The organism is Fodinicola acaciae, from assembly GCF_010993745.1.
Lineage (GTDB): Bacteria > Actinomycetota > Actinomycetes > Mycobacteriales > HKI-0501 > Fodinicola > Fodinicola acaciae.
On the sequence record NZ_WOTN01000004.1, the window covers coordinates 557,590 to 584,280 of the forward strand.

Below are 26,691 nucleotides of genomic sequence, written 5' to 3' on the forward strand. Positions count from 1 at the left end.
GGCGCCTACAGGCCCTGGTCGGCGGCCCAGCGGCGCAGCTCGGCCTCGGCGTCCTCGCGGGACAGCGGTCCGCGCTCCAGCCGCAGGTCCTTCAGGTGCTTCCAGGCCTTGCCGACGACCGGCCCCGGCGGGACGCCGAGCAGCTCCATGATCGCGTTGCCGTCGAGGTCCGGCCGTACGCGGTCGAGGTCTTCCTGCGCCTTCAGCACGGCGATGCGCTCCTCGAGCGAGTCATAGTCACGCGCCAGCCGCTCGGCCTTGCGACGGTTGCGCGTGGTGCAGTCGGAGCGGACCAGCTTGTGCAGCCGAGGCAGCAGGTCTGCGGCGTCGGTGACATAGCGGCGTACGGCCGAGTCCGTCCACTCGCCGCGGCCGAAGCCGTGGAAACGAAGGTGCAGGAACACCAGCTGCGCGACCTGTTCGGTGATCTCCTTGGAAAACCGCAGCGCGCGCAGCCGCTTGCGGACCATCTTGGCGCCGACCACCTCGTGGTGGTGGAAGGAGACCTTGCCGCCTTCCTCGGTGCGCCGGGTGGCCGGCTTGCCGATGTCGTGCAGCAGCGCCGCGAGCCGCAGCACCAGGTCGGGGCCGTCGTTCTCCAGGTCGATGGCCTGCTTCAACACGGTCAGGCTGTGCTCGTAGACGTCCTTGTGCTGCGCGTGCTCGTCGATCTCCATCCGCATGCCGGGCAGCTCCGGCAGCACCCGGTCGGCCAGGCCGGTGTCGACCATCAGCCGCAGGCCGGCCACCGGGTCGGCACCCATCAGCAGCTTGACCAGCTCCTCGCGGACCCGCTCGGCGGTGATCCGGTCGATCTCCGGCGCCAGCCGCTCGATCGACTCGACCACCTCCGGCGCGGCGGTGAACCGCAGCTGCGCCACGAAACGTGCCGCGCGCAGCATCCGGAGCGGGTCGTCCATGAACGAGTCGTCCGCGGCGCCGGGCGTACGCAACCGCTTGGCCGCGAGGTCGGCGAGGCCGTCGTACGGGTCGGTGAACTCGTGCCGCGGCACGCTCACCGCCATCGCGTTCACCGCGAAGTCACGGCGCGCCAAGTCGCCGTCGAGCGTCGTCCCGTAGGTCACCTTCGGGTTGCGCGAGCGGCGGTCGTACGCCTCGCTGCGGAAGGTGGTGATCTCCAGCTGGAGGCCGCGCTTGGCCAGCCCGACCGTGCCGAAGTCGATGCCGGTTGTCCAGACCGCCTCGGCCCAGCCGTCGATCAGCTTCAGCACCTGCTCGGGATGCGCGTCGGTGCAGAAGTCGAGGTCATGTCCCAGCCGGCCGAGCAACGCGTCGCGCACCGAGCCACCCACCAGGTGCAACTGGTGGCCGGCGGCGGCGAACCGTTCGCCTATCTCGTCGGCGACCGGCGACACGCGGAGCAGCTCGGCGACCGCGAGTTCCTGTGCGCGAGTGAGGCGGCGATCGTGAGCGGTGGAGTCGGGGAGAGACACGACCGGCCAGTTTACCGAGTGGAGGTCCGCGGCTTGACGGCCGGCGTCCTGCCGGTGTCGCGATATCGTGCAGGGATGACCACCCGCGAACGTACGACCGGCCCCGCAGCGCCTGCCGCGCTGCCGGAGGCGCCGGCGGCGTCCGCGCCTCTCCAGCCCGATGCCGGGACCACTCCTGTCGACACCGCCGGCCAGAGTCCGGCCGGCGGTGTCGACAGGAGTGGTCGGCGCAGGTCCCGCCGGGGACGCCGGCGGCGCGGTTCGCGCGGCGGCCGCCAGCGGCAGCAGACGACCGACCAGGTGGCTGGCCAGGTCACGCAGCCGGCCGCCGCCGAGCCATCCGCGCGTACGGAGGCGTCGGACCAGCCGGAAGGACCGTCCGCGAAACCGCGACGCCGGCGGCGTGGCGGCAAACGGCACCGTAAGAACAAGGCCGACCAGTCCACCGCCGACCCGCCGGCGGTCGCGGAGCAGCCGGCAACACAGCCAGCAGAGACACCGGCGCGCAGCCGGCGCAGCCGCCGCGGACGCGGTGGCCAGCAGCAGGTCAACGCCAAGAAGCCAGTGGGCCGCCGGCGCCGGCTGGTACGCGTCGACGAGACCTCGGCCGGCGGCCTGATCCTGGACGGTGACAGTGTCGAGGCGCGCGCCGCGCTGATCGGTAAGCTGGACCGGCGCGGGCGCCTGGTGTGGTCCCTTCCCAAGGGACACGTCGAGGCCGGCGAGACGTACGAGCAGACAGCGGCGCGAGAAGTCCACGAGGAGACCGGCATCATCGGCTTCGTGCAACACGCTCTTGGCACCGTGGACTACTGGTTCGTCGCCGACGGCCGGCGGATCCACAAGACGGTGCACCACTTCCTGCTGCGTGCGACCGGTGGCGAGCTGTCCGACGCCGACCGCGAGGTGACCGAGGTGGCCTGGGTGCCGCTGGCCGAGCTGGACGACCGGCTGGCCTATCCGGACGAGCGCCGGCTGGCCGCCAAGGCGCACAAGCTGCTGAGCTCCGGCTGATCGCCGCGTATGCGACACAGCGCTCCTGACGACGCCGACGAGTTCCCCCCGGGTCGCGCGCCGGACGACACCGGACGGTGGCGCCGCCGCCGTACGCCGGACGGGCCGGCCAGCCATCGGGCGGTCGGCACCGCCAAGGTCGGCAAGGCGGTCGGCGCGGTCTACCAGTCGTCCTGGGTCCAGGCCGGCGAGTACGCGACGGCCGGTGACGTGCACGCCGTGCCGGTGGTCTCGATCGTGGAGATCCCGCAGGGTGTCTCCGGCGGCCTCGACCAGACCGGCCTGCTCGACCTCGGTGGCCCGATCCCGGCCGTCGAGGAGCCGGTCGAGGCCAAACCGTCCGAAGAGGCCGGCGTCGCCAAGAACTCGGCGGTCATGGCGCTGGGCACCATCGCCTCCCGGATCGCCGGCCTGCTCCGCCAGACCATCCTCACCGCGGCCATTGGCTCCGGCCTGGTCAGCAACGCGTACACGCAGGCCAACAACCTGCCCAACCAGGTCTACGAGCTGTTGATCGGTGGCGTGCTGGCCAGCGTCGTCGTGCCGATGCTGGTGAAGGCGCAGAAGACCGACAGCGACCGCGGCGAGGCCTTCATCCAGCGGTTGCTCACCATCACCGTGTCGATCGGCACGCTGGTGACCGTGCTGGCCGTGTTGGCCGCACCGCTGTTGACGAAAGTCGTCAACGACGAGCCGAAGACCGCGCCGCTGACCACGGCCTTCGCGTATCTGATCCTGGTCGAGATCGTCTTCTACGCGATCGCCGCGGTGCTCGGCGCGATCCTGAACAGCCGGGGAAAGTTCGCCGCGACCGCGTGGGTCCCTGTGCTCAACAGTCTCATCGTCATCGCCACCGCTGCCGTGTTCTTCGTGATGAACGGCAGCAAGACGCTGACGCTTGAAAACATCACAACGCCGCAGATCGTGGTGCTCGGGGTCGGCACGACGCTTGGCATCGCCGTGCAGGCGATCGCGTTGTGGTTTCCGTTGCGCAAGCTCGGCTTCAAGTGGAAGTGGCGGTGGGACTGGCGCGGCACCGGTCTCGGCGAGGCCCGGTCGCTGGCCAGCTGGCTGCTGGTCTACGTGGCCTGCAGCCAGATCGGCCTGACCGTCGTCCAGCGCGTCGCAAGCCACACCAGTGGTGTCGTGGACGGTGGTCCGACGGTCTACAACAACGCGTTCATGCTCTTCCAGCTGCCACACGGCATCGTCGCGGTCAGCGTGATCACCGCGCTGCTGCCGCGGATGAGCCGCGCGGCCGTGGAAGGCCGGCTGCGGTCGATCGCCGACGACCTGGCACTCGGCACCCGGCTGTCGTCCACGCTGCTGCTGCCGGCCACCGGCATCATGTTCTTCCTCGGCTCGTCGCTCGGTCCGCTGCTGTTCCGCTATGGCCAGACCAGCGACGACCAGGCGCTGCTCACCGGCCAGGTGTTCGCCTTCGCCGGCCTGGGTCTGCTGCCGTACGCGATCAGTCAGATGCAGACCTTCGTCTTCTACGCGATGCGCGACGCCAAGACGGCCGCCTTCGTCAACATCGCCGCTGTCGCGATCCGAGTGGCCGGCGCGCTGGCCGTCCAGTTCTTCGTGGACGCGCACTTCGCGCTGCAGGCGCTGATGATCGTCAACGCCGTCTCGTACTTCGTCGGCATGATCATCGGCGGCATGGTGCTGCGCGGCAAGCTCGGCCGGCTGCACCTCGGCGCGACGCTGTCCACGATCGTGCGGGTGGCGATCGCGAGCCTGCCGGCGATGCTGATCGCGATGCTCATCCAGACCTGGATCAGCCACTTCTTCCCGGTCGGCCGGCTCGGCAACGGCCTGTCGCTGTTCCTCGGCCTGACCATCGGCGGCGGCATCTACGTCGGCCTCGCGCTGCTGTTCCGCGTACGCGAGGTGCAGGACGTGTTCGGCCAGATCCGCAGGCGGCTCATCCGGCGCTGATCGCCGATTCGTGCCACTTCTCGCCCGAGCCGTCGAGAGACCCCGCTGGCCAGCCATAACGTCACAGCCATGGCTGCCAACCTCGGAGGCCCGCGCCATCCCGGACCGCCTCGCCGGCCGGTTCCGCCGCCGTACGGTCACATCCCGCACCAGCGGCGACCGGCGCCGCCGTACTATCCGCGGCCTTACTATCCACATCCACCGCGACCGCCACAGCCACGCCGCGGAATCGGCCGTACGTTGCTGTGGACAACTCTGTGGATAACCGGCCTCGCCGCGGCACTCGTCGGCGGCTACTTCGGCACGCTGCTCCTACTCAGCTGATCCCGGTCAGCGGCGCCGGCTGACGCCGAAGAGCGACCGCATGATCTCTCGGCCGGCCGTCGACGCCGCGGCACGCATCATGCTCTTCACCGCCGGCGACCCGAGGATGTCGGTCACCATCCCCATCGCGTCGGCGCCCTTCCCTTGTGGTGGCGTCGGCGCCGGAGTGGGAGCCGGCGACGGACCCTGCTCGGCCTGCTGGGTGGCCGCACCCTGCGCGTTCTTGGCCATCAGCTTCTCGTACGCCGACTCCCGGTCGATCGCCTGGCCGTACTTGGCCTGCAGCGGCGACCCGGAAACCGTCGCGTCCAGCACGGACGCCTCGGCCGGACCCATGAACGACCGCGGCGCCGGCAACCGCGTCCAAGCGACCGGCGTCGGCGCGCCGCGCTCGGACAGCACGGTCACGACCGCCTCACCGATGCCGAGGCCGGTCAGCACCTCCTCGAGGTCGTACGACGACTTCGGGAAGGTCGACACGGTGGCCTTCAACGCCTTCGCGTCCTCCGGCGTGTACGCGCGCAGAGCGTGCTGCACGCGGTTGCCGAGCTGCGCCAGCACGTCGGACGGCACGTCTTTCGGCGTCTGCGTGACGAAGAAGATGCCGACGCCCTTCGACCGGATCAGCCGTACGGTCTGGGTGATCGAGGTCAGGAAGTCCTTCGACGCGTCCTTGAACAGCAGGTGCGCCTCGTCGAAGAAGAAGACCAGCTTCGGCTTGTCGGCGTCGCCGACCTCCGGCAGGTCGGCGAACAGGTCGGCCAGGAACCACATCAGGAAGGTGGAGAACAGCGCCGGTTTGTCCTGGATCGCGGCCAGCTCCAGCACGCTCACCACGCCGCGACCGTCCGGCGCCGTACGCAGGAAGTCGTGCGTGTCGAACTCCGGCTCGCCGAAGAACTCCTCGGCGCCGGAGTCGGCGAAGCTGATCAGCTCGCGCAGGATCACGCCGGCGGTCGCCTTGCTCAGGCCGCCGAGCGCGGCCAGCTGCTCGGCGCCTTCGGCCGAGGTGAGGAACTGGATGACCGCGCGAAGGTCCTTGAGGTCCAGCAGCGGCAGGCCGTTCTGGTCCGCGAAGTGGAAGACCAGGCCCAGCGAGGACTCCTGCACGTCGTTGAGGCCGAGCACCTTGGCCAGCAGCGTCGGACCGAACGAGGTGACGGTCGCGCGCACCGGTACGCCTTTGCCGTGACCGCCGAGCGCCAGGAACTCGGCCGGACAGCCGGTCGCGACCCACTGCTGACCGACCTCACCGGCACGCGCCTTGCTCTTCTCGGACTCGGCGCCGGGGGCCACGATGCCGGACAGGTCACCCTTCACGTCGGCCAGGAACACCGGCACGCCGTTGGCGGACAGCTGCTCGGCCATCATCTGCAGGGTCTTGGTCTTGCCAGTGCCGGTCGCCCCGGCCACCAGGCCGTGCCGGTTGACCATCGACAGCGGGATGCGCACCTTCGCGTCCGGAACGACGGCACCGCCGTCACCGACCAGCGCACCGAGCTCGATCGCGGCGCCGGCGAACGCGTACCCCTGCTTCACCTTCTCCGCAACGTCGTTCTCCGCCATCAGCGCGTCCCCCTAAGCCCGAAGCATGAAAGTCGGACGGAGCCTATCCAGCCGCGCGTCATTCGGCAGCACCGCGCGCATATTCGTGATTCGGCGGTCAAATGTGAGGCACGCCACGGTGGAATCGTGTTCGCAAATCAGACACAGAGAGCCGACATATTAGGACAAAAGAAATCGGCGCGACACGGCGGGGTTGTAACAGTTCTCACTCCGCCTGCGAATACGATCACGATGACCCAAGATGCTTGGGGCACAGGTGAGCAACCCGCTCACCCGCCTGGAGCGACGGCACGCCGAGTCCTGTCCCCGCCCTCCAGGTGCAGGTACGAGCATTGGATGAGTCGGACAGGAGCGGGGGAACCACGTGTTTCCCGGATTTCCGGCCGGCTAAACGTTCCGGTCGAGAAATCCTTGGGGTGAAGCCACTCCCGAGTGGCCGGGGCCGCCTTCCCTCCCGAACCCGACAGCTCACCTCGCAGGCGTGCCGGAAGGACCGCTTTTGCATACGGTGCGCACACACCGCCGTAGTCTCCCGCGTCCGCTGAAGAACAAGTGGCTCACCGCAACGCTCGGTGTGGCCGGTGCCGGCATCATCGCGGCCGGCGTTCTCGCGGCCCCCACCGTCTTCGCGGCCGAGTCGCTCAAGGTGACGCTGGCCCGCTACAACAGCCCGCAGTCGATCCCGCCGGGCGGCACCGCCTACCTGCGCGGCACCGTCAAGACCCCGCAGGGCCAGCCGGCCGGCAACGTGCCGGTGACCATCTCCCGGTTGGACGGCAAGGGCCACTACGCCTCGTTCGGCAGCTCGCGGACCGACAGCAACGGCGTGGTCACCTTCACGCTGCGGCCCGGCAGCTCGAACTACTACGCGATCTCGGCGAGCGGCGCCACCATCGGTGGCGGCTGCACGCAGCAGCCCGCCGGCCAGTCCGCCCAGCAGCCGGCCCAGCAGGGTGGCGCGCAGAAGACCGGCGACAGCAAGCTGCCGGAGCGCAAGCCGGCCGCCGACTCCTCCAGCCAGCCGGCCGACGCCACCGCTGACCCGAGCTCCGACCCGAGTTCCTCGCCGAGCGACACCACGCCGAGCTCGGAGGCGCCGACCAAGTGCGCCGACGGCACCGCATACGCCGGCGGCATGTCCAGCGGCGTGCCGATCTACGTGCAGAACAAGGGCCAGCAGGTCGTGCAGATGGCCTACCAGTACCGAGGCAAGCCATACCGCTACGGCGCCGCCGGCCCGAACTCGTTCGACTGCTCCGGTTACACACTGTTCATCTACGGCAAGTTCGGCAAGCGGCTGCCGCACAGCGCGACCTCACAGTCGCACTACGGCACCGCGGTGAGCCGCAGCCAGATGAAGCCGGGTGACCTGATGCTGTTCGGCAAGCCGGGCTCGTACTACCACGCGGCGATCTACGCCGGCGGCAACGAGATGTGGGACGCCTCTACCTACGGCAAGCCGACCGCGAAGCACAAGATCTGGAGCAACAACTACGTGGTGCGACGCATCGTCACGTAGTGACCGCGGATGGTTGCCAGAAAATTGCTGGCAACCATCCGACACCCTGCGGCGTCTCAACATGGGGCACGATCCATTTTTTGGATCGTGCCCCTGTTACGTACGGTCGGGGACGTCCGAAGAACAGACGTGCAGGGAATGAAACCGTGTCAAGACGAGCGAGTGCTGGCGGCGAGGTGCGATCATGGGTCCCGGAACAGTTGACCCGGCTCGCACGCGAGGGCGCGCCGGAGCAGTCGACGGAGTCTGTGGATGGGTCCCCAGCGTCGCGGGCCGCTGCCGATAGGGGAGGGCCAGTGGAGGGGGAAGGCCCGCGGGGGGCGACGGTGGCCGTGCTGGCCGCAGGTCAGGTGCTGGCCGGCCGCTATCGGCTGGACGAGCATCTGGTCGATTCGACAACCGGTCGCGCTCTTTGGAGAGCGACCGATCTGCTGCTTGCGCGCGGCGTGGCCGTCGAGGTGCAGAGCACCGTCGGCGCCGACTCGCAGCAGCTGCTGGACACCGCGATGGCGATCTCACGCGTACGGCATCCGGCGATCGTGGCCATCTACGACGCCGTTGAGGAAACCGATCGCGCATACGTCGTGCGCGAATGGGCCGCCGGCGGACCACTGCGCAAGCTGCTGGCCAACGGTCCGCTCGAGGCGCACCAGGCCATCACGATCGCGCGCAGCGCCGCAGAGGGGCTCGCCGCACTGCACTCGGCCGGCGCGGCACACGGCAACCTGACCCCGACGACGGTCATCGTGAACAGCAACTTCGAGTGCACGATGACCGACCTGACGCTCGCCGAGTCGGCCGAGCCGGCGGCGGACGTACGCGCGGTCGGCGCGCTGCTCTACGCGGCGCTCACCGCCCGCTGGCCATCGGCCAACGGCAACACTCCGGAAGGCATGGTCCCGGCGACCCGGCTGGACGGCCGGCTGTGCACGCCACGGCAGATCCGCGCCGGCGTGCCGCACAAGCTCGACGCGCTGGCGATGGAGCTGCTGGACAACGAGCGGCCGGCGCCGGCCGCGCACGACCTGGCCAGCCAGCTCAACCAGCTGGAATATGCCAGCGAGCTGCGCCAGCGCGAGGGACTGACCGGCCAGCTGCCGCTGGCCGAGCCGCTCAACAAGCTGCGCGAGTCGCGGATCCGGCGGATCCCGCTGTGGGCCAAGCTCGGCATCCCGATCTGCGTGATGCTGGTGTTCCTGGCGATCCTCGCCGTGCTGGTGCTGCGTACGCCGACCGGCGACGGCAGCACGCCACCGGCCAACGCCACCAACCCCTCCAGCGCCGCGCCGGCTCTGCATGTCATCCAGCCCAAGGACGTCGAGATCGACGACCCGCAGGGTGACAACACCGAGAACAAAGGCGCGTCCAAGGCGATCGACGGCGACCGCACCACCAAGTGGAAGACGGCCACCTACAAGGGCCAGTCCAACTTCGGTGGACTCAAGAAGGGCATGGGAGTCCGGGTCTCCTACGGCACCGCGCAGACGATCAAGCAGGTGGACGCCTATCTCGACCCGGCCGGCGCGACGGCGGTGCTCTACGTCGGCAACGACATCGACGAGCTGCACGACCGGCCGGTGGTGCAGCCGACCTCGACCAACGGCGGACACCTCACCTTCCAGCTGAACGGCAAGTACAAGTACGTGCTGCTGTGGATCACCAACCTGCCGCCATACGAGACCGGATACGGGGTGGGCGTGCAGGAGATCGAGGCGAGGGGTTAAGGCGTGTCTCCAAAATCCAGGTGCGCGAGAGTCGAGATCCAAACGTCGGCCTGCCTGCGCCGGACGATGGCCCAAATAGCAGCGCTATGGTGGGTTATCGTCCGGTGCTGGCAGCCGGCGTTTGGGCTCGGCTATCGCGCACCTGGATTTGGAGACACGCCTTAGGCCGGGGTGACCACCGCGGGGTCGGAGCCGACCGACGCGGAGCTGCTCCGAGCACACGCGGACGGTGACCGCCACGCGTTCTCCACGCTGCTGGCGCGCCACCGCGACCGGATGTGGGCGGTGGCGTTGCGGACGACCACCAACCGCGAGGACGCGGCGGACGCGCTGCAGGACGCCTGCCTGTCGGCGTTCCGGTCGGCCGCCAACTTCCGCGGCGACTCGGCGGTCAGCACCTGGCTGCACCGGATCGTCGTCAACGCGAGCCTGGACCGGCTGCGCCGACGGGCCGCGCGGCCAGCCCTGCCGCTGGAGGAGGTGAGGGTCGACCCGGCCGATCCGACCGACCAGGCCGACACGCTGGCGACACAGCTGACCGTACGGGAGGCACTGGCTGCGCTGCCCGACGACCAGCGGGCCGCGCTGGTGTTGGTGGACATCGAGGGCCTGCCGGTCGACCAGGCCGCCGAGGTGCTGGAGATCCCGGCCGGCACGGTGAAGAGCAGATGTGCGCGCGGCCGTGCGCGGATGGCCGTACTGCTCGGCCAGCTGCGGCCGGGCCGAACACAGCCGGCACGTGCGCCGGCTCACCGGAACGGTTCGGCGGACGGACGCGTCACATCCAAGACGGAGGGGAAGACCGAGGTTGCCGGAGGGGGTGCGCCATGACCGACATGCCTGTCGACGTCGAGCTTCTCGCTGAATACGCCGAGGGCCTGCTGGAGGGCACCCCGGAGGCCGAGCTGGTGGCCGGCCGGCTGGCCGCCGACCCAGCGTGGCGGCAGGCGTACGAGCAGCTGCCGGCCGCCACCGCGGCGGTGTCCGCGCAGCTGGCGATGCTCGAGCCGGAGCCGCTGCCGGACGACGTGCTGAGCCGGATCGAGTCGGCTCTGGCCGAGCCGGAGCCGCCGGTCAGCTCGTTGTCGGCGGCCCGCGAGCGCAGGCGCGGCCGGCTCCGGCTGGTGCTGGCGGCCGCGGCCGCGGTGGCGATCCTGTTCGTCGGCGGAGGCGTCGTCTTCCAGCAGTTGCGTCCTGAGCCGCTGACGAGCGCCGACGGGGCCACCGGTGAGGGCCGCGCCGCGCCAAACGCGGCCGCCGCGCCGGGGCACGTCCGGATCACGTCGTCGGGGCGCGACTGGACGGTGACGACGCTGCCGATGCTCCGCCAGCCGGGCGGCGCCAAGGAGGCACAGGCCGACACCGCCGGCAAACCGGCGCAGCTGCGCCGCTTCGACGACAAGGGGATCCTGGAGGCGTGCCTGCAGGCGCTCCGCGCGCTCGGCGGCGAGCCGACGTACGTCGACCTGGCTCGATTCGGCGGCAGTCCGGCCGTGCTCGCGGTGCTGTCCACCAGCGCCGGCGACCGGGTCGTCGCGGTCTCGCCTGGCTGCGGCGACGGGCCTACCGCCGTCACGTTGTACGGTCCGGTCGCCGCTTCCTGACCGCTCACCGACGAGCGCAGTCGCGTACGTCACGAGTGAGCCGGAATGCCGGCCCTTACCATGGCGTTCTTAGAACAGATCCGAAGAGATCCGGTGGCAGCAGCCGAGGAGTGTGACGTGAGCGAACGTCGATCAGTCATCATCGTGGGTTCCGGTCCGGCCGGTTACACCGCGGCGATCTACACCGCGCGCGCGAACCTCTCGCCGCTGGTGATCGAGGGCGCCGAGTCCGGTGGCGCGCTGATGACCACCACCGAGGTGGAGAACTTCCCCGGTTATCCGGACGGCGTGATGGGCCCGGAGATGATGGAGCAGCTGCGCGCGCAGGCGGAGCGCTTCGGTGCCGAGTTCGTCACCGACGACGCGTCCGCGGTGGACCTGAGCGGTGACATCAAGAAGGTGACCGTCGGCGACACCACGTACGAGGCGCCGGCCGTCATCCTGGCCACCGGCTCGGCCTGGCGGCCGCTCGGTGTGCCCGGCGAGCAGGAGTATCTGGGCCGCGGCGTGTCGTCGTGCGCGACCTGTGACGGTTTCTTCTTCAAAAACCACAACATCGCCGTCATCGGCGGCGGTGACTCGGCGATGGAGGAGGCCACCTTCCTCACCAGGTTTGCCGAGAAGGTGACCATCGTGCACCGCCGCGACGAGTTCCGCGCCAGCAAGATCATGGCCGACCGCGCGCTGGCCAACGACAAGATCGAGGTCAGGTGGAACTCGAAGGTCGAGGAGGTGCTCGGCACCGACGGCAAGGTCTCCGGACTGGTGCTGACCGACACCAGGACCGGCGAGAAGTCGACGCTCGACGTGACCGGCGTCTTCATCGCCATCGGCCATGACCCGCGCAGCCAGCTGTTCCGCGACCAGGTGGACACCGACGACAACGGCTACGTGCTCGTCGACCACCCGAGCACGCGGACCAACCTGCGCGGTGTGTTCGCGGCCGGTGACCTGGTCGACCACGTCTACCAGCAGGCCATCACCGCCGCCGGCTCGGGTTGCGTGGCGGCGCTGGATGCCGAACGGTTCCTGGAGAACCTCAGCGACGACGAGGAGCCGCTCGGCGCCACCTGGGGGCCGACCCGCGAGGCTGCGCAACCCGTATCCGCGCAGTCCTGATCCCAAAGAAACAAAAGGAGAAGTCATGGGTGCGAACACCCCCACCGTCACGGACGCGACCTGGAACACCGCGGTCCTCAAGAGCGACAAGCCGGTGCTGGTCGACTTCTGGGCCGAGTGGTGCGGGCCGTGCCGCAAGGTCGCGCCGATCCTGGACGAGATCGCCAACGAGCTCGGTGACAAGGTCACCATCGCCAAGCTCAACGTGGACGAGAACCCCAACACGGCTCGCGACTACAACGTGCTGTCCATCCCGTTCCTGATGATCTTCAAGGACGGCCAGCCGGTGCAGCAGGCGGTCGGCCTGCGGCCGAAGTCGGAGATCCTCAAGCTGATCAACTCCGCGCTGTAGTTCGTACGAGAAGCCGCGCATCCACCGTGGATGCGCGGCTTTCTCATGTTTCGGTAAGGCCAAGGCCAGACGTCCAAGCTGCGAAAACGCTCCTCAAGGTGGCGGTCTCGGCGTACATTCCCTTCGGTCGTACGAACGAATCCGACAAGGAGTGACCGTGCCAGCACCGCACCCCGTCAGCCGTCGTCGCCTGCTCGCCGGGCTGGGTGGCTCCGCGGCGGCCATCCTGACCGCCGCCGGAATGTCGCCGGAGGCCGCCGCGGCCGCGCCCCGGCCGGCGGCCGACGACCTGCGCAAGCAGACCGCACGGCTCACCCTGCTGGGCACGACCGACCTGCACGCGCACGTCTTCAACTGGGACTACTACAACAACGCCGAGTACGACGATGCCAAGCACAACGACGTAGGCATCGCCAAGGTCGCCACTCTCGTCGCGGCGATGCGCAAACAGCGCGGCCGGCGAAATGTCCTGCTGCTCGACTCCGGCGACACCATCCAAGGCACGCCGCTGGGCACCTACTACGCCAAGGTCAAGCCGATCAGCCGCAACCGCGTCCATCCGATGGCGACCGCGATGAACGCGATGGAGTTCGACGCGTCGGCGCTTGGCAACCACGAGTTCAACTACGGCATCGACTTCCTCCGTACGTTCCAGCAGCAGCTGCGCTTTCCGCTGCTCGGCGCCAACGCGCTGGACTGGAACACCCGGCGGCCGGTCTTCCAGCCGTACACGATCAAGACGATGTGGCCCAGCGGCGCGCTTTTCCCGGTACGCGTGGCGATTCTCGGCCTCACCAACCCCGGCGTGGCGATCTGGGACAAGGCAAACGTCGAGAACAGGATGCACTTCGACGGCGTGGTCGAGCAGGCCAAGATCTGGGTGCCGCGGCTGCGCCGGATCGCCGACGTGGTGGTCGTGCTGACCCACTCGGGCGCCGACACGTCCTCCTCGTACGGTGACGCGCTGCCGTATCCGGAGAACGCCTCCACACTGATGGCCGAGCAGGTGCCCGGCATCGACGCCGTACTCGTCGGCCACGCACACGTGGAGATCCAGGACCGGTTCGTCACGAACAAGGCGACCGGCAAGCAGGTGCTGCTGACCGAGCCGCTGTGCTGGGGTGAGCGGCTCAGTGTGATCGAGCTGGAGCTGACCCACTCGCCGCTGCACGGCTGGCAGCTGGCCAGCGCCGACTCGCACACGCTGAACAGCAACACGGTGCCGGAGGACGCGCACATCGCCAAGCTGCTGACCGCCGACCACCAGGCGGTCGTCACGTACGTGAACTCTCCGGTCGCCACCTGCACGGCGGCGATGTCCGCGGCGACCGCGCGCTATCAGGACTCGTCCTGTGTCGATTTCATCAACTACGTGCAGGCAGACGCGGTGAAGACCGCCATCTCGCCGAGCCTGCCGGTGCTGTCGATCGCCGCGCCGTTCAACCGCGCCGCCGCCATCCCGGCCGGCACGGTCAGCGTCCGTGACGTCGCCGGCCTCTACATCTACGACAACACGCTGCTGGCCGTGCAGCTCACCGGCGCGCAGGTGAAGGACTACCTGGAGAAGTCCTGCGAGTATTTCCAGCAGGTCAGCGGGGTTGGCCCGTACCCGGCCGACCAGGTCACCAACGCCAAGACGCCGGCCGCGCCGAACGGCACGCCGGACTACAACTACGACATCGTCTCGGGCCTGGACGCGCGGCTGACGTACGACATCGACATCGCGCAGCCGGCCGGAAAGCGGATCGTCAACCTCGCGTACGACGGCAAGCCGGTGGCCGCCGACCAGGGATTCGTGGTGGCGGTGAACAACTACCGACAGTCCGGCGGCGGCGGCTTCCCGCACATCAGTACCGCGACCGTGCTCTACAACCAGCAGAAAGACATCCGGCAGCTGCTGATCGACTGGGCCACCAAGGAGAAGACCATCGACCCGGCCACGTTCGCGACGGTCGACTGGAAGCTCGTCGCCAACGGCCAGCCCGTACAAATAACTGGCTAGCATTATCGCAAGTTGCGATTCGCACCCTCGCACAACTAGTGGCGGAAGGTGCGAGGATCATGACATGGCGTGACAGTTCATGTTTTCGTTGACGAGTCCGAACGTGGCGACCGATATCTGCTGACGGCGGCGATCGTCGGGTGGTCAGTGGCGCTGTCGCGTCGAGGCCGCGATCATCGAGGTGGTCCAGGTCGACCTTGACGGGAAAGCGTAAAGCCCCGCCGACGACCGTCCGGACGCCTCACGGGGCTTTCTTCCTCGGCCTACGGGGCCTTGGCAACTAAGGCAATATCACCCCACTCAACCGATTAACAACCGCGACCCCCAGTCACCGCGAACTCACTGGTTGAGCATCCAGCGGTGGCCGAAGGGGTCGATGATCACCGCGACCCGGCCGTACGGGTTGTCGCTCGGCTGCCGTTCGACGGTGGCGCCGGCGGCCTCGGCTCGCCGGCTGAGGTCGTCCACGTCGGTGACGGTGAGATGCAGCGAGAACGGCCGGGTCGGCTGGTCCTGCGGACCGACCAGGCCCATCTCAGGATATTCGTCGGCCAGGAAGAGCTGCGCGCCACCGATCAGCAGCTGCGCGTGGCCGATCCGGCCGTCCGGCATCTCGTAGAGGTCACCCTGCCGTTCGGCGCCGAACACCTCGCCGTACCAGTCCATCGCGGCACGCGCGTCGCGTACGGCGATGTACGGAGTGAGGACACTCGTCTGGGTAATCACCTGTTCTCCTCCCAGGATCACCGCCTCCAGCCGCCTGCGCAGCTGAGCGGTGAAGGCTTCACGGGGTGTGACCGGCGGCGGATCGCCGCGGAGGACATCCAGCGGATCGGTCATCGGAGGCCCTCCTCTCCCTCGTACGCGGCACGAAACGCTCGCTTCGCGCGCATGAGCAGTGCCTCGGTCGCATGCAGCGTGCGGTCGAGACAGGCGGCCACCTCGGCGACCGGCAGGCCGTCCAGATAGCGCAGCGTCAGTGCGGCACGATGCGCGTACGACAGCCGGCCCAACACCTGGTGAGCCAGCGTCACGTCCAGCTGTACGTCCCAGGGGTCGCAGCTCGGGTCACGGTCGGCGAGCGGCTCGGTGCGTCGGCGATCCCGGTCACGCCAGTGGTCGACGAGCTTGTGTCGCGCCACGCCAATCAGCCAGCGCACCGACAGCTCCGGCGCCTCCGGCTTGCGGCAGGCGGCGACCGCGGCGAGGAACGACTCGGCGGTGAGGTCCTCCGCCGTGGCGGGGTCGCCGCAGCGTGCCAGCAGATAGCCATAGACCTGCGGGAGCGCCTCGTCGTAGAGCTCCAGCAGGCCCAACGCCGGATCGGGCCGTACGGTCACATCCCTATCGTCGGTCCGGCGACCGGTTTTCCGACGCCCGACTGCCGAGGTGTTACGGCGGCGTGTCGGCCCTGCCGGCAACCGATTATGAGACAACGCTTAACGTGGTCTCTTGAACGATGTTGTTCCCGAGCTGGCAAGGGGGCCTGCCGATGGAGCCGGTACGCCGAGGTGACAGCGGTCCGGCGGCCGCCGAGGTACGCGCCACGCTCGCGAGCCTCGGCCTGGTCGGCTCCGGACCGCACGGCGACAGCTCCAGCCCCGACTCGGTGATCTTCGACGCCGCCTGTGAGCTGGCGATCCGCGAGTTCCAGCAGCAGCGCGGCCTGACCATCGACGGCGTGGTCGGCACCGAGACCTGGAGCGCCCTGGTGGCGGCTCGCTGGCGGCTCGGCGACCGGCCGCTGACCCGATCGGTGACCGATCCGCTGGTCGGCGACGACGTGGAGGCGCTGCAGGAGCGGCTGCTGGAGATGGGCTACGACGTCGGCCGGCCGGACGGCGTTTTCGGTGCCGGCACCGAGCGTGCCCTGCAACAGTTCCAGCGTGAGGTCGGCCTGCTGCCGGACGGCAGCTTCGGCCCCAGCACCATGCGCGCGCTTCGCCAGCTCGGCCGCAAGGTGGTCGGGGGCCGGCCGCAGCTGCTGCGCGAGACCGCGTTGCTCCGCCAGGCCGGTCCGGCGCTGGTCGGCAAGCACGTCGTCATCGACCCCGGTCACGGCGGGCCGGACCGTGGCGTGGTGGTGCCGGACGGCATGCTGGAGTGGTCGGAGGCCGAGCTGGCCTGGGATCTGGCCAACCGGCTGGAAGGACGGCTGTCGGCACTCGGTGTGCGTACGGACCTGTCCCGTGGCCGCGACACCTGGTTTTCCGACGCCGATCGCGCGCGCTTCGCCAACGAGGCCGGCGCCGACGTACTCGTCTCACTGCACATCGACGGCCACCGCAACCCCGAGGCGAGCGGCGTCGCGACCTACTACTTCGGCACACAGTCCGGTGCGTCCTCCACCGTCGGCGAGCGGCTGGCCGGCCTGGTGCACCGCGAGATCGTGGCCAGGACCGGCCTGGTCGACGGCCGTACGCATCGCAAGACCTGGGAGATCCTCCGGCGTACGCGGATGCCGACGGTACGCGTCGAGTGCGGTTATCTGACCTCGCCGGTCGACCGCGCGCGGCTGATCGAGCCGGCCTTCCGCGACACGATCGCCGAGGCCATCCTGATCGCCGTGCAGCGCGTCTTCCTGCCGGTCGAGGTGGACTTCAAGACCGGCACCATGGACATGCGCGAGCTGCGCAGCCGCCTGGCCTGACAAGGACCGACGGTCAGCTCCAGAAAGCGCGCAGCGCGGTGACCAGCTCATGCGGCCGCTCGTGCGGGAAGAACAGCCGGCCGCCGGGCACCTCGACGACCTCCCGCGCCCCGGCGATCGTGTCGCGCAGCCAATAGGCCCACTTGAGCTCGAAGAACCGGTCGTCCGTCCCCCACACGATCAGCGTCGGTACGGTCAGCTCGCGCAGCTTCGGCTCCAGCGCCATCAGGTCCTTCGCGCTCAGCGACGTGAGCAGCCGCTCAAACTCCCGACCACGCTCCACCGTGCCGAGCACCGGCTCCAGGAACGCGCGTACGGTCACGTCGTCCGGCAGGCCGGCATCCTCGTACGCGCCGCCGAAAGACTGCCGGCGCGCGATCGCCGGCCGGGCCAGCAGCTCCGGTCCGTTCGGCGCCAGCAGACCCTTCTGGGCGGCCTCCACGACCTGCTCGAACCCGTCGGGCGGCAGGTTGTCGTGCGTGTCGCAGTTGGTCAACGTGAAGGTCGCCAGCCGCTCCGGATGAGCGACCGCGAACGTCTGGCACACCGCGCCACCGGTGTCGTTGCCGACCAGGTCGATGCCGGTCAGATCCATTGCGGCGCAGAAATCCTCCACGAATCGCGCCAAACCGCCGAGCGTGAAGTCCTGGTCGGCCGGCATCGGCGTCTGGCCGTGCAACGGCCAGTCCGGCGCCACACAGCGGTGCTCACGCGACAACTCGGCGATCACGCCACTCCACAGGTAGGCGTTGGTGCCGAGGCCGTGTACGAACAGCACCGTACGGCCGCCACTCGGTCCCACGTCCACATAACTGACCGGTCCACCGGCGAGGTCGACGGTGCGCCGGTGGCTGTCGAACTCCTGCAGGTCCATCCGTACGTCCTCCGGATACAGTGAAGATTCCAGACCGACTGTCGGTTTCACCGTTACAGACCGACAGTCGGTATGTCAATGGTGAGGAGCGTATGGACAGGCGCGTCGAGCGCGGACAGGCGACCCGCGACCAGCTCGTGGAGATCGCGACCAGGCTGTTCGCCGAGCATGGATACGACGGCACGTCGATCGACGCCGTGCTGCAGGAGTCCGGAGTCAGCCGAGGCGCGCTCTATCACCACTTTTCCGGCAAGGACGCTCTTTTCGAGGCGGTCTATCTGAAGACCATGCGGGACGCCGGCCGCCGTACGATGCAGGCCACACGTGCGGAGAGCGAGCCGTTGGCGTCACTGCGCGCCGGCTGCCTGGCCTGGATCGAGCAGGTCGCCGACCCGGTCGTACGCCGGATCGTGCTGGTCGACGCGCCGTCGGTGATCGGCTGGCAGCGGTGGCGCGAGTACGACGACAAGATGACGCTCGGCGTCATGAAGGCCTGGACGGCCCAGGCCGCGGCAGACGGCCTGCTGCCGGCCGGTCAGTCCGACCTTTTCGCGCACGTGCTGCTGGCGTCCATCAACGAGATCGCTCTGGTCACCGCGCGCGCCGAAGACGAGAGGGACGCGATCGAGGTGGCCACTGCCGCCTTGGACGAGTTTCTCCAGCGCCTTTTCAGTCGTCGCTGAGGATCGCGCGCAGCATGGCCGGCTCGATGTTGCCGCCGCTGACGATCGCGACCGCCGGACCGTCCGGCAGCTCCGAGCGATGGTGCAGGAAAGCGGCCGGAGCCAGCGCGCCGCTTGGCTCGGCGACCAGATGCGCCTCGAGCGCCAGCCTGCGTACGGTCGACATGATCTCGTCCTCACTGATCCGGACGATCCCGTCGAGATATCGGGACAGATGCGCGAAAGTGCGCTCGACGATGTTCGTCCGCACACCGTCGGCCGAGGTGCGATAACGCTGCTCGTCGGTCCACTGCACGATGTGTCCGGCGGCGAGACTGTCCGCCGCGTCGGCGGCCAGCGCCGGCTCGACGCCGATCACCCGCACGTCCGGTCGCAACGCCTTCACCGCGACCGCGACTCCGGACGCGAGGCCACCGCCGCCGACCGGCACGAGCACGCTTCTCACCGACGGCAGGTCCGCCACCATTTCCACGCCGATGGTGCCTTGCCCGGCAATGATGTCGTTATGGTCGTACGGCGGCACCAGCGCCATGCCGCGCTCGGCGACCAACTCGTCGGTCGCTGTCAGCCGCTGCGCCGGCGGCACCAGGATCAGCTCCGCGCCAAGAGCGCGCATCGCGTCGATTTTGACCCGTGGCGCCACATCCGGCACAACGATCGTCGCCGGAATGCCACGCGTGTTCGCCGCGTACGCGAGTGCCTGACCGTGATTGCCGCTGGAATGCGTGACGACACCTTTCGCGGCCTGTTCATCGGACAACGCACCGACCGCGTTGGTCGCGCCGCGGACCTTGAACGCACCGATCGGCTGCAGGTTTTCCGGCTTGAGCCACAAACCTTCGGCCCACCGGCACGGGACGACCGGCGTACGCACCGCGACACCTTCGATCCTTTTGGCCGCCGCGCGTACGTCGTCGATCGTCACCAGTTCCATGTGCCCGATCCTGCCTGATCAGCCACCGTCTTCGGCAGTGAGTTTCATTGCACCGATCAGGACAGCACGACCTTGTGCGTGCGACCGTTGCTGCCGCCGGTGGCGATCCGCAGCTCGGCGAATGGCCGTGCGCGCACCAATGTCACCGACTGGTCGCCCGACTCGATCCGCCGCACCGGACAGGGCAGATGCAAGGTCACCGATTCCTGCGTACGACTCGGGTCGGCCACCGCCAGCGTGAGTTTCGCGCCATTGCGGCGAAGCAGGACCGACGCCGGGCCGCTGGACACGAGCCGGTCGACCGAGCCGGCGGTCCAGAAATTCGCCATCGACAACCCCGGCCGGCGGATCGCCTGCACCACCGGGCTGTTGGCCGCGATGCTCATCGGCAGCACGGCCGACCATCGCATTGTCTCGGCGATGGAAGCGCCAGGCAGCACCGCGTACGAATAGGCCGCGTCCACCGGATCGATGCCGTGGTCAAACCACAACGTCAGATAGTTCCGCGTCAGCGGATCCTTGCTGCCGCTGGTGTCCGCACCCTGGTCGATGTCAAACCACGCGCCCGTACGCGACTCGCGCAACACGTTGATCGCCGCGCCAGAGCCAAACGCATATCCACCGATGCCGTGCAGATGAGCCCAGTGAGCATGCGGAAAACGGCCGCGGTCGACAGCTCTGCCATCGAGCAGCAGCTGGTTCGAGCCGGAGTGCAGGTTGCGGTTGTCCACAATGGACTCGACCGAGGTCGGTGTCGCTCCGGTGCGCGTGATGCCGGCGCCGAGTGCGATCACCGCGTCGTCGAGGCAAAACCAGGACTTCTTGGCGACCAGCGCCTTGTCGTACGACCGCAGATCCATGCCGACAGCACCGAGATCGCCGTCGGTGGTGCCACCGACCCAGGTGTTAGAGCCGACCGGCTGCACCCAGCCGCCTTCGTCGGCACGCGTACGCGGCGTGGTTTGCACGGTGATGCCTGGCAACCGGTACGCGTCGACGGTCGGCCAGAATCCGTCGGAAAACTGGCCGAGATCGCGGTCGTAGAAATACGTGACGCCGTCGCCGAGATACCAGCCGTGTAGGTTTTCCGCGTTTCCGGCCTCATATCGTGCCGTACGCGCACTCGAGAGTCCGAGGCTGAAAGACCACGACGGCCGGCGATGCACGATCCGGTCCTGATACGCGAACTGCCGGTGATAGCTCGGCTCCGGCGCCGCCGCGACCGCCTGGTCGGCGAGGATCTGTTTCGCCAGGCCAATCTGTGGCACGGTCGCCCAGCGCAGATACGGATCGGCCGTGTCGCGGAGGATCCATCCTTTCGCCAGCGCACGGAAAGTCGAGGAGTACGCGGCCGGCGCTCCGGCGGCCAGCATCAACATGCTGGCGACGACCGCGTGCCCGTCCTTGTGGTCGGACTCGTAATCGCGGGAAATGGCACGGCCGCGTACGCAGTCCATCATCCGGCCGTTGGTGATGAACGGCGCGAAGCTCGCGGTCACCGCGTCCAGCACCACGTTTTGGTGCGGATCGGTGATCTCCCATGGCGAGCCGGCCAGCAATGCGGACAGATAGGCCATGTCTCCGAGCAGCACGTTGCCGTATGTGCCGACGTACGGAATGTTGCCGTGCTGCACGAAAGATCCGTCGCGATAGATGCCGTCGCCGGATTCGACGTACTGGAAAATGCTGTTCTTGCCGCCGTCGCGTGTGTCCGACAGGCCGTCGCGAGCCTGCGCGAGCCGGTCACCGTCGCGGCCGAGAATGCCGCTCAATGCGATGATCAGGCATTTGTCCATCCGGTTGGCGCCGGTTTCGACGACCGTCGGCGCGTTGGTCCGCCGGTCCGGGTTGGGGACGAATTTGGTGATCACGTTGAGATAGTTGGCCAACGCGGCCGCCGGCACCTGGTCGAAGAGGATCAGGCAGGTCTGCGCCAACGCGCGCGGTCCGCCGATCTCCCAGTTCCACCAGTTGCCGACCTCGCGCGCCGACTCGTTGTAGCGGTGCTGATAGACGAAGGCCAGTCCGTCCACGACCGCCGACGCGACATCGGCGTTGGCGTGGAGCTCCGCGCCGGTCGTCGACCAGCCGATGGCCAGCTGCCGGAGCCGGTTGAGGCTGAGGTTGGCGTTGACCGCGTCGGTCGCGGTGAGCGGCAGGTCCGGCCAGAGGCTGGTACGCGCGGGTGCCCGGTCGAGCGCCTGCCAGAAGCCGCCCAGCTCGACGTCCATCGCGTCGAGCGCCTGCCGATAGTCGGCGTCGGACGCCTCGAACGGACCGCCGACGATCAGCTCGACGGCCCGCTTGCGCAACGTGTCGTACACATCCGCTCCAGCCGCTGGACTTGCCGCGGTCAGGCCCGCCGCCGTCATCCCCGCTGCCAATCCGAACACCTGCCGTCGTGAAAGCTGCATCCTGGCCTCCAGCGTAGAGAGCGCTTTCTTCGATGCGATATTCCGCTCTATTGGACAGGGTTTCAATCAAGTTCGAAAGTCGACGCTGACCTGGTCTGGCCACGTGACCGTTGCCAAAAGCTGCGTTCAGTTGCTAGAAACCTCTCAGTTTCGTGCAACGCGACTGCCGAGACCAAGCAGAAGGGCCACTCATGCCGTACGTCCGTACGCTCGCCACGCTGGTCGTCACCGCACTCGCCGCCTTCACACTGCCGAGCCTGCCGGCCGCAGCGGCGCCACTGATCCCCGCTGACCAGGCGGTGATCCGGTCCGGCCAGCTGGCGGTCACCGTCGACAGGGCGTTTCCACGCGTACTCGGCTACACGACCGTCGACGGCGCGCAGCTCGGCGGCTCGACCGGGACGGCCGCCACGGTCCGCATCAACGGGACCGAGCAGCGGCCGACCGTCGCGGTTTCGCTCACCGCGACCGCGGCTCGCTATCGGCTCACGCTTCCCAACGTGACGATCCGCACCGAGCTGTCGGTCGCCGGACAGACGCTGACCTTCCGGGTCACCGGCGTCGACGACCCCGGCCGCACCGTCGAGACCTTCGACATCCCGGATCTCTCACTGGTGTCCGTACGCAGCGACCAGCCTGGCGCCACCCTCGCCGCGGCCGGTTTCTCGGTCGACGCCAACAAGTCCAGCGACACCGTGACGCCGGTTGGTGACCTGCCGGTCACCTCGAAACCGGCCGGCAAGTCATACGCGTTCGTCTCGACCGACAGACTCGCCGCCGGTGTGGAGACCAGCACGCTCACCGAGCCGTTCCGGCTGGCCGTCTCGACGGTGGCCGAAGGGACGCTGAAGCGTACGAGCATCGCCAGCCAGCCGTGGGTTTATCGCGAGCACGACACGAAAAGGATCACCGAGCTGCCATGGGCCAAGGTCGCCGTCACCGGCGATCGCAACGGCGACCACGCGGTCGACTGGCAGGACGGCGCGATCGCGTTCCGGTCGATCATGGTGAACGTCCCTGGCAGCAACGAGGTCAAGGACCGCGTGGTCCCGTACATCTCCTACAACTTCGCCTCATTGGCCGGCACACCGTTCCTGAAAGCATTGGACGAGGTCAAGAAGATCTCGCTGCTGACCGACGGACTCGGCCAGAACGTGCTGCTGAAGGGTTACCAGTCCGAGGGCCACGACTCGGCGCATCCGGACTATGGCGACCATTTCAACGATCGCGCCGGCGGTCTTGCCGATTTGAGGAAGCTGATCGCTGAAGGAAAGAAGTATGGCGCCACCTTCGGTGTTCACGTCAACCGGCAGGAGGCCTATCCGGAGGCGAAGAACTTCAGCTGGAAACTGGCGAATCCGACGGCGACATGCTGGGGATGGCTGGACCAGAGCTATTGCGACGACAAGCACGGCGACGAGATCTCCGGAAACCTGGCCGCACGGCTGAAGAAACTCAGGCAGGCGATCCCGGACCCGAATCTTTCCTATCTGTACGTGGACGTCACACCGGGCGCCGGCTGGGACGCGTACGACCTCGCGCACCTGCTGTGGTCCGACGGCTGGGACGCGGTCACCGAGTTTCCGGGCGACTGGGAACGCGAGTCGATCTGGTCGCACTGGGCCAACGACCCGACCTACGGCGGCGACAACAACCGCGGCGTCAACAGCCGGATCATCCGTTTCCTGCGCAACGACCAGAAAGACGTGTGGTCGCCGGACCCGCTGATGCCAAATCCGCGACTGGCCGACTTCACCGGCTGGCAGGGCCGGGTCAACCTCAACGACGCGGTGTCCAACATCTACACCTACGATCTGCCGGCCAAGTGGATCCAGCATTTCCAGGTCACCAAATGGACCGATGACGCGATCGACTTCACCGGTGGCGTACGGATAACCAAAGGTCGCGACATGTGGTCGGAAGGTCACCTCGTCTCGACCGGCGGCGCGTATCTGCTGCCGTGGGATTCCTCGAAGCTCTATCACTGGAATGCCTCCGGTGGCACCACAACGTGGACGCTGCCGAAGTCGTGGAGCCGGCTCGGATCGGCGACCGTCGCGACACTGACGCAGACGGGCAAACAGCAGGTCCACCAGGTGCCCGTGCGCGATGGACAGGTCACCCTGGCCGCGGCCGCCAGGACGCCTTATCTGGTCACGAAAGGCCGGCCGGCAGACGTACGGATGGACTGGGGCCACGGCACTCCGGTCGGCGACCCCGGCTTCGACTCCGGCGGTTTCGCGTACTGGAAGGCGACCGGGGCGCGTCCGTCCATTGTGGACGACGTACGCGGCCAGGCCCACCTGGAGATGGGATCCGGTGCGAGTGCGGTCAGTCAGCGGTTGCGCGGCCTCAAGCCCGGTCAGCAGTATTCGGCCTCCGTCTGGGTCCAGGTGACCGGAGCCAAGCGCGTCGCGACGCTTTCCGTCGATGGCGCGAAAGTCTGGACCGACTCCTCCCCGCAGGAGGACACCTCGGGAGTCGACGACAAGACCGGTACGCGATATCAGCGGATGAAGGTGCTGTTCACAGCCAAGACTCCGGCGCCGCTCCTGACACTCTCGGCCGCGACTGGCACGTCCAAGGTGGAGTTCGATGACGTACGAGTCGTGCCAAACGCCGGCGCCGGCTCGAAAGATCATTACTACGCCGAGGATTTCGAGCACGTCGACCAGGGATGGGGGCCGTTCGTCTACACGGTCGATGGCGGCTCGTTGCGTACACATCTCTCGGAGCGGCACGCCGGCTACACGCGCGACACGATTTCCGGCAACTGGTCGCTGAAAACCTGGGCCGACGGCGTCGGCATGGTCTATCGGACCCTGCCACAGACGCTGCGTTTCCAGGCAGGGCACGCATATCGCGTACGGTTCGACTACCAGAGCGACACGGACGACGCGTACGACGTGCGGATCTTCAACAACCAGACCATTGCCGAGGATCCGCTCGTACGCACGACGGATCGGCCGCTGGACTCTCCGCCGCCGGCGACCGATCCGAAGCCGGCCGGCTGGACCGATGTGTTGCCGCCACAGGGATCGGCACCACACCAAACATACGACCAGACTTTCGCCGCCTGTGGCGACGATTCGCTCGGCATCGTGCACAACCGTGACGACAACGCGTCGATGACGCTGGACAACCTGGTCGTCGACGACCTCGGTCCGGCGCCGGCTGGCTGCCTGAAAGCTCCGCTCGGATCACTGAAACTCAGCGGCTTCGCACCGCGGCGCGGACAGACGAACGTGGTGACCGCCAGCTTCACCAACAACACCGCCGCCGCACTGTCCAATGTGGACATTCGGCTGACCGGCCCGAGCGGATGGCCGCTGCAGCCGCAGAGTCCGACGCACTTCGCCTCGGTGGCCGCCGGCGCGACGGTGACCGCGACATACCAGCTGCAGACTCCCGCGGACGCGAAAAGCGGCAGCTATCAGCTGGCAACCAACGCGTCCTACGAGATCAACGGCCACCAGGCCGGCACGACTGCCAACGCGAGCGCGGTCCTGGCGTACACATCACTGGCGGACGCTTACAACAACGTGGCCATCAGTGACGAATCGGCGACCACGGCCGGAAACTTCGACGGCTATGGCAACAGCTTCTCTCAGCAGGCGCTGACCGCGGCCGGTGCCGCGCCGGGTGCGACCGTGACGGTCGACGGCGTGACGTTCAGCTGGCCGGACGTGCCGTCGGCGCGGCCGGACAACGTCGCCGCGGCCGGTCAGACGATCGCGCTGTCCGGCAAGGGCGTGGCGGTCGGCTTCCTCGGCTCCGAGGCCGGAAACGTACGGCCCGAGGTCACCATCCACTACGCCGACGGCAGCCGATCGACCGGACTACTCGGCTTCCCCAACTGGTGCTGCGCCGACGACAACGCGTACGGCTCGCGGATCGCGATCGACACCGACCACAACAACACACCGGCCGGTCCCGGGCATTTCGGCATTCACTACAAGATCTACTACAACACCATTCCGGCCGATCCGACCAAGACGATCGCCGCGGTGACCCTGCCGAGCTCGTCGGCGTTGCACGTTTTCGCCATGGCGATCAAGCCGGCCGCGGCGCTGTCCGGTGACGTGTACGCCTCCGACCTGGCCTGGTCGGCGATGACCAACGGCTGGGGACCGGCCGAGCGCGACCACAGCCTGGGGGAGGACGCGGCCGGCGACGGCGGTCCGCTGAAGGTGGCCGGCGTACGGTTTGCCAAAGGCCTCGGCACGGCGTCGCCTGGCGCCATCACGTACGCGGTGGACGGCACCTGCAGCCGCTTCACCGCGAAAGTCGGCCAGGACGACGAGAAGGGCGCGCCCGGCTCAGTGCGGTTTTCCGTGATCGCGGACGGAAAGACGATCTACACCAGCTCGGTGCAGAAGCCTGGCATGGCCGCGGCAGCGATCGACGTGCCGCTGACCGGCGTACGGTCAGTGCAGCTCGTCACTGGCGACGGGGGCGACGGCCCCGGCAACGACCACGCCGACTGGGGTGACGCCCTCTTCTCCTGCGCCTAG

The 26,691-nt window shown here is 68.3% G+C and carries 20 protein-coding genes and 1 riboswitch; of the genes, 13 read left to right on the plus strand and 7 right to left on the minus strand.

Annotated elements, in window-relative coordinates; translation table 11 throughout:
- Positions 1 to 5: 5 nt before the first annotated feature.
- Positions 6 to 1,454, minus strand: a complete 1,449-nt coding sequence (locus tag GNX95_RS38070) for a CCA tRNA nucleotidyltransferase (RefSeq protein WP_163512637.1) — start codon at positions 1,452 to 1,454, stop codon at positions 6 to 8.
- A gap of 75 nt (positions 1,455 to 1,529) precedes the next feature.
- Between GNX95_RS38070 and GNX95_RS38075 the strand changes: the two genes are divergently transcribed.
- From GNX95_RS38075 to GNX95_RS38085, 3 genes are all read left to right on the plus strand, one after another.
- Complete coding sequence (locus GNX95_RS38075; protein ID WP_163512638.1) at positions 1,530 to 2,468, plus strand: NUDIX hydrolase; 939 nt, start codon at positions 1,530 to 1,532, stop codon at positions 2,466 to 2,468.
- A 9-nt stretch (positions 2,469 to 2,477) separates the two neighbouring features.
- Positions 2,478 to 4,412 (plus strand): murein biosynthesis integral membrane protein MurJ, encoded by a 1,935-nt coding sequence (murJ, locus tag GNX95_RS38080; RefSeq protein ID WP_163512639.1) that lies wholly within the window; start codon positions 2,478 to 2,480, stop codon positions 4,410 to 4,412.
- 69 nt (positions 4,413 to 4,481) lie between these two features.
- Positions 4,482 to 4,736, plus strand: coding sequence for a hypothetical protein (locus GNX95_RS38085; protein WP_163512640.1), 255 nt, complete (start codon positions 4,482 to 4,484; stop codon positions 4,734 to 4,736).
- Between the two features lie 6 nt (positions 4,737 to 4,742).
- On the opposite strand, the gene GNX95_RS38090 is transcribed toward GNX95_RS38085, so the two are convergent.
- Entirely contained in the window at positions 4,743 to 6,302 is a 1,560-nt protein-coding gene (locus tag GNX95_RS38090) for a helicase HerA-like domain-containing protein (protein WP_163512641.1), read from the minus strand.
- Between the two features lie 324 nt (positions 6,303 to 6,626).
- A riboswitch (cyclic di-AMP (ydaO/yuaA leader) is annotated at positions 6,627 to 6,798 on the plus strand.
- A gap of 12 nt (positions 6,799 to 6,810) precedes the next feature.
- Between GNX95_RS38090 and GNX95_RS38095 the strand changes: the two genes are divergently transcribed.
- The 7 genes from GNX95_RS38095 to GNX95_RS38125 all read left to right on the plus strand — a co-directional run bounded on the left by GNX95_RS38095 (position 6,811) and on the right by GNX95_RS38125 (position 14,622).
- Positions 6,811 to 7,821, plus strand: a complete 1,011-nt coding sequence (locus tag GNX95_RS38095; RefSeq protein ID WP_163512642.1) for an NlpC/P60 family protein — start codon at positions 6,811 to 6,813, stop codon at positions 7,819 to 7,821.
- A gap of 296 nt (positions 7,822 to 8,117) precedes the next feature.
- Entirely contained in the window at positions 8,118 to 9,545 is a 1,428-nt protein-coding gene (locus tag GNX95_RS38100; protein ID WP_163512643.1) for a protein kinase family protein, read from the plus strand.
- A 171-nt stretch (positions 9,546 to 9,716) separates the two neighbouring features.
- The gene (sigM, locus tag GNX95_RS38105) at positions 9,717 to 10,376 is read left to right on the plus strand and encodes an RNA polymerase sigma factor SigM (protein ID WP_163512644.1); all 660 of its coding nucleotides are present in this window, start codon (positions 9,717 to 9,719) and stop codon (positions 10,374 to 10,376) included.
- On the plus strand, positions 10,373 to 11,149 hold the full coding sequence (locus tag GNX95_RS38110; RefSeq protein ID WP_163512645.1) for a hypothetical protein: 777 nt from the start codon (positions 10,373 to 10,375) through the stop codon (positions 11,147 to 11,149). The genes sigM and GNX95_RS38110 overlap by 4 nt, the downstream gene beginning before the upstream one ends.
- A gap of 117 nt (positions 11,150 to 11,266) precedes the next feature.
- The gene (trxB, locus tag GNX95_RS38115; protein ID WP_187369760.1) at positions 11,267 to 12,268 is read left to right on the plus strand and encodes a thioredoxin-disulfide reductase; all 1,002 of its coding nucleotides are present in this window, start codon (positions 11,267 to 11,269) and stop codon (positions 12,266 to 12,268) included.
- Between the two features lie 25 nt (positions 12,269 to 12,293).
- Positions 12,294 to 12,620: a thioredoxin gene (gene trxA / locus GNX95_RS38120; protein WP_163512647.1), complete on the plus strand. Its 327-nt coding sequence runs from the start codon at positions 12,294 to 12,296 to the stop codon at positions 12,618 to 12,620.
- Between the two features lie 157 nt (positions 12,621 to 12,777).
- Positions 12,778 to 14,622 (plus strand): bifunctional metallophosphatase/5'-nucleotidase, encoded by a 1,845-nt coding sequence (locus GNX95_RS38125; RefSeq protein WP_222854252.1) that lies wholly within the window; start codon positions 12,778 to 12,780, stop codon positions 14,620 to 14,622.
- Positions 14,623 to 14,961: 339 nt separating this feature from the next.
- Here GNX95_RS38125 and GNX95_RS38130 read toward each other — a convergent pair whose 3' ends face one another.
- Together GNX95_RS38130 and GNX95_RS38135 are read right to left on the minus strand one after the other, a co-directional pair.
- Positions 14,962 to 15,462, minus strand: a complete 501-nt coding sequence (locus GNX95_RS38130) for a VOC family protein (protein WP_163512648.1) — start codon at positions 15,460 to 15,462, stop codon at positions 14,962 to 14,964.
- Complete coding sequence (locus tag GNX95_RS38135) at positions 15,459 to 15,962, minus strand: RNA polymerase sigma factor (RefSeq protein ID WP_163512649.1); 504 nt, start codon at positions 15,960 to 15,962, stop codon at positions 15,459 to 15,461. The genes GNX95_RS38130 and GNX95_RS38135 overlap by 4 nt, the downstream gene beginning before the upstream one ends.
- 119 nt (positions 15,963 to 16,081) lie before the next feature.
- Between GNX95_RS38135 and GNX95_RS38140 the strand changes: the two genes are divergently transcribed.
- Positions 16,082 to 17,272: an N-acetylmuramoyl-L-alanine amidase gene (locus tag GNX95_RS38140; protein ID WP_246281912.1), complete on the plus strand. Its 1,191-nt coding sequence runs from the start codon at positions 16,082 to 16,084 to the stop codon at positions 17,270 to 17,272.
- Positions 17,273 to 17,285: 13 nt separating this feature from the next.
- On the opposite strand, the gene GNX95_RS38145 is transcribed toward GNX95_RS38140, so the two are convergent.
- On the minus strand, positions 17,286 to 18,197 hold the full coding sequence (locus tag GNX95_RS38145; protein WP_246281913.1) for an alpha/beta fold hydrolase: 912 nt from the start codon (positions 18,195 to 18,197) through the stop codon (positions 17,286 to 17,288).
- 41 nt (positions 18,198 to 18,238) lie between these two features.
- Here GNX95_RS38145 and GNX95_RS38150 point away from each other — a divergent pair, with 41 nt between their 5' ends.
- Entirely contained in the window at positions 18,239 to 18,829 is a 591-nt protein-coding gene (locus GNX95_RS38150) for a TetR/AcrR family transcriptional regulator (RefSeq protein ID WP_163512650.1), read from the plus strand.
- On the opposite strand, the gene GNX95_RS38155 is transcribed toward GNX95_RS38150, so the two are convergent.
- Positions 18,816 to 19,763, minus strand: coding sequence for a threonine ammonia-lyase (locus GNX95_RS38155; RefSeq protein ID WP_163512651.1), 948 nt, complete (start codon positions 19,761 to 19,763; stop codon positions 18,816 to 18,818). The genes GNX95_RS38150 and GNX95_RS38155 overlap by 14 nt on opposite strands.
- Before the next feature lie 56 nt (positions 19,764 to 19,819).
- Positions 19,820 to 22,177, minus strand: coding sequence for a polysaccharide lyase 8 family protein (locus tag GNX95_RS38160; RefSeq protein WP_163512652.1), 2,358 nt, complete (start codon positions 22,175 to 22,177; stop codon positions 19,820 to 19,822).
- A 191-nt stretch (positions 22,178 to 22,368) separates the two neighbouring features.
- Here GNX95_RS38160 and GNX95_RS38165 point away from each other — a divergent pair, with 191 nt between their 5' ends.
- A complete protein-coding gene (locus tag GNX95_RS38165) occupies positions 22,369 to 26,691 on the plus strand; it encodes an endo-alpha-N-acetylgalactosaminidase family protein (RefSeq protein WP_163512653.1) in 4,323 nt (1,440 codons plus the stop codon).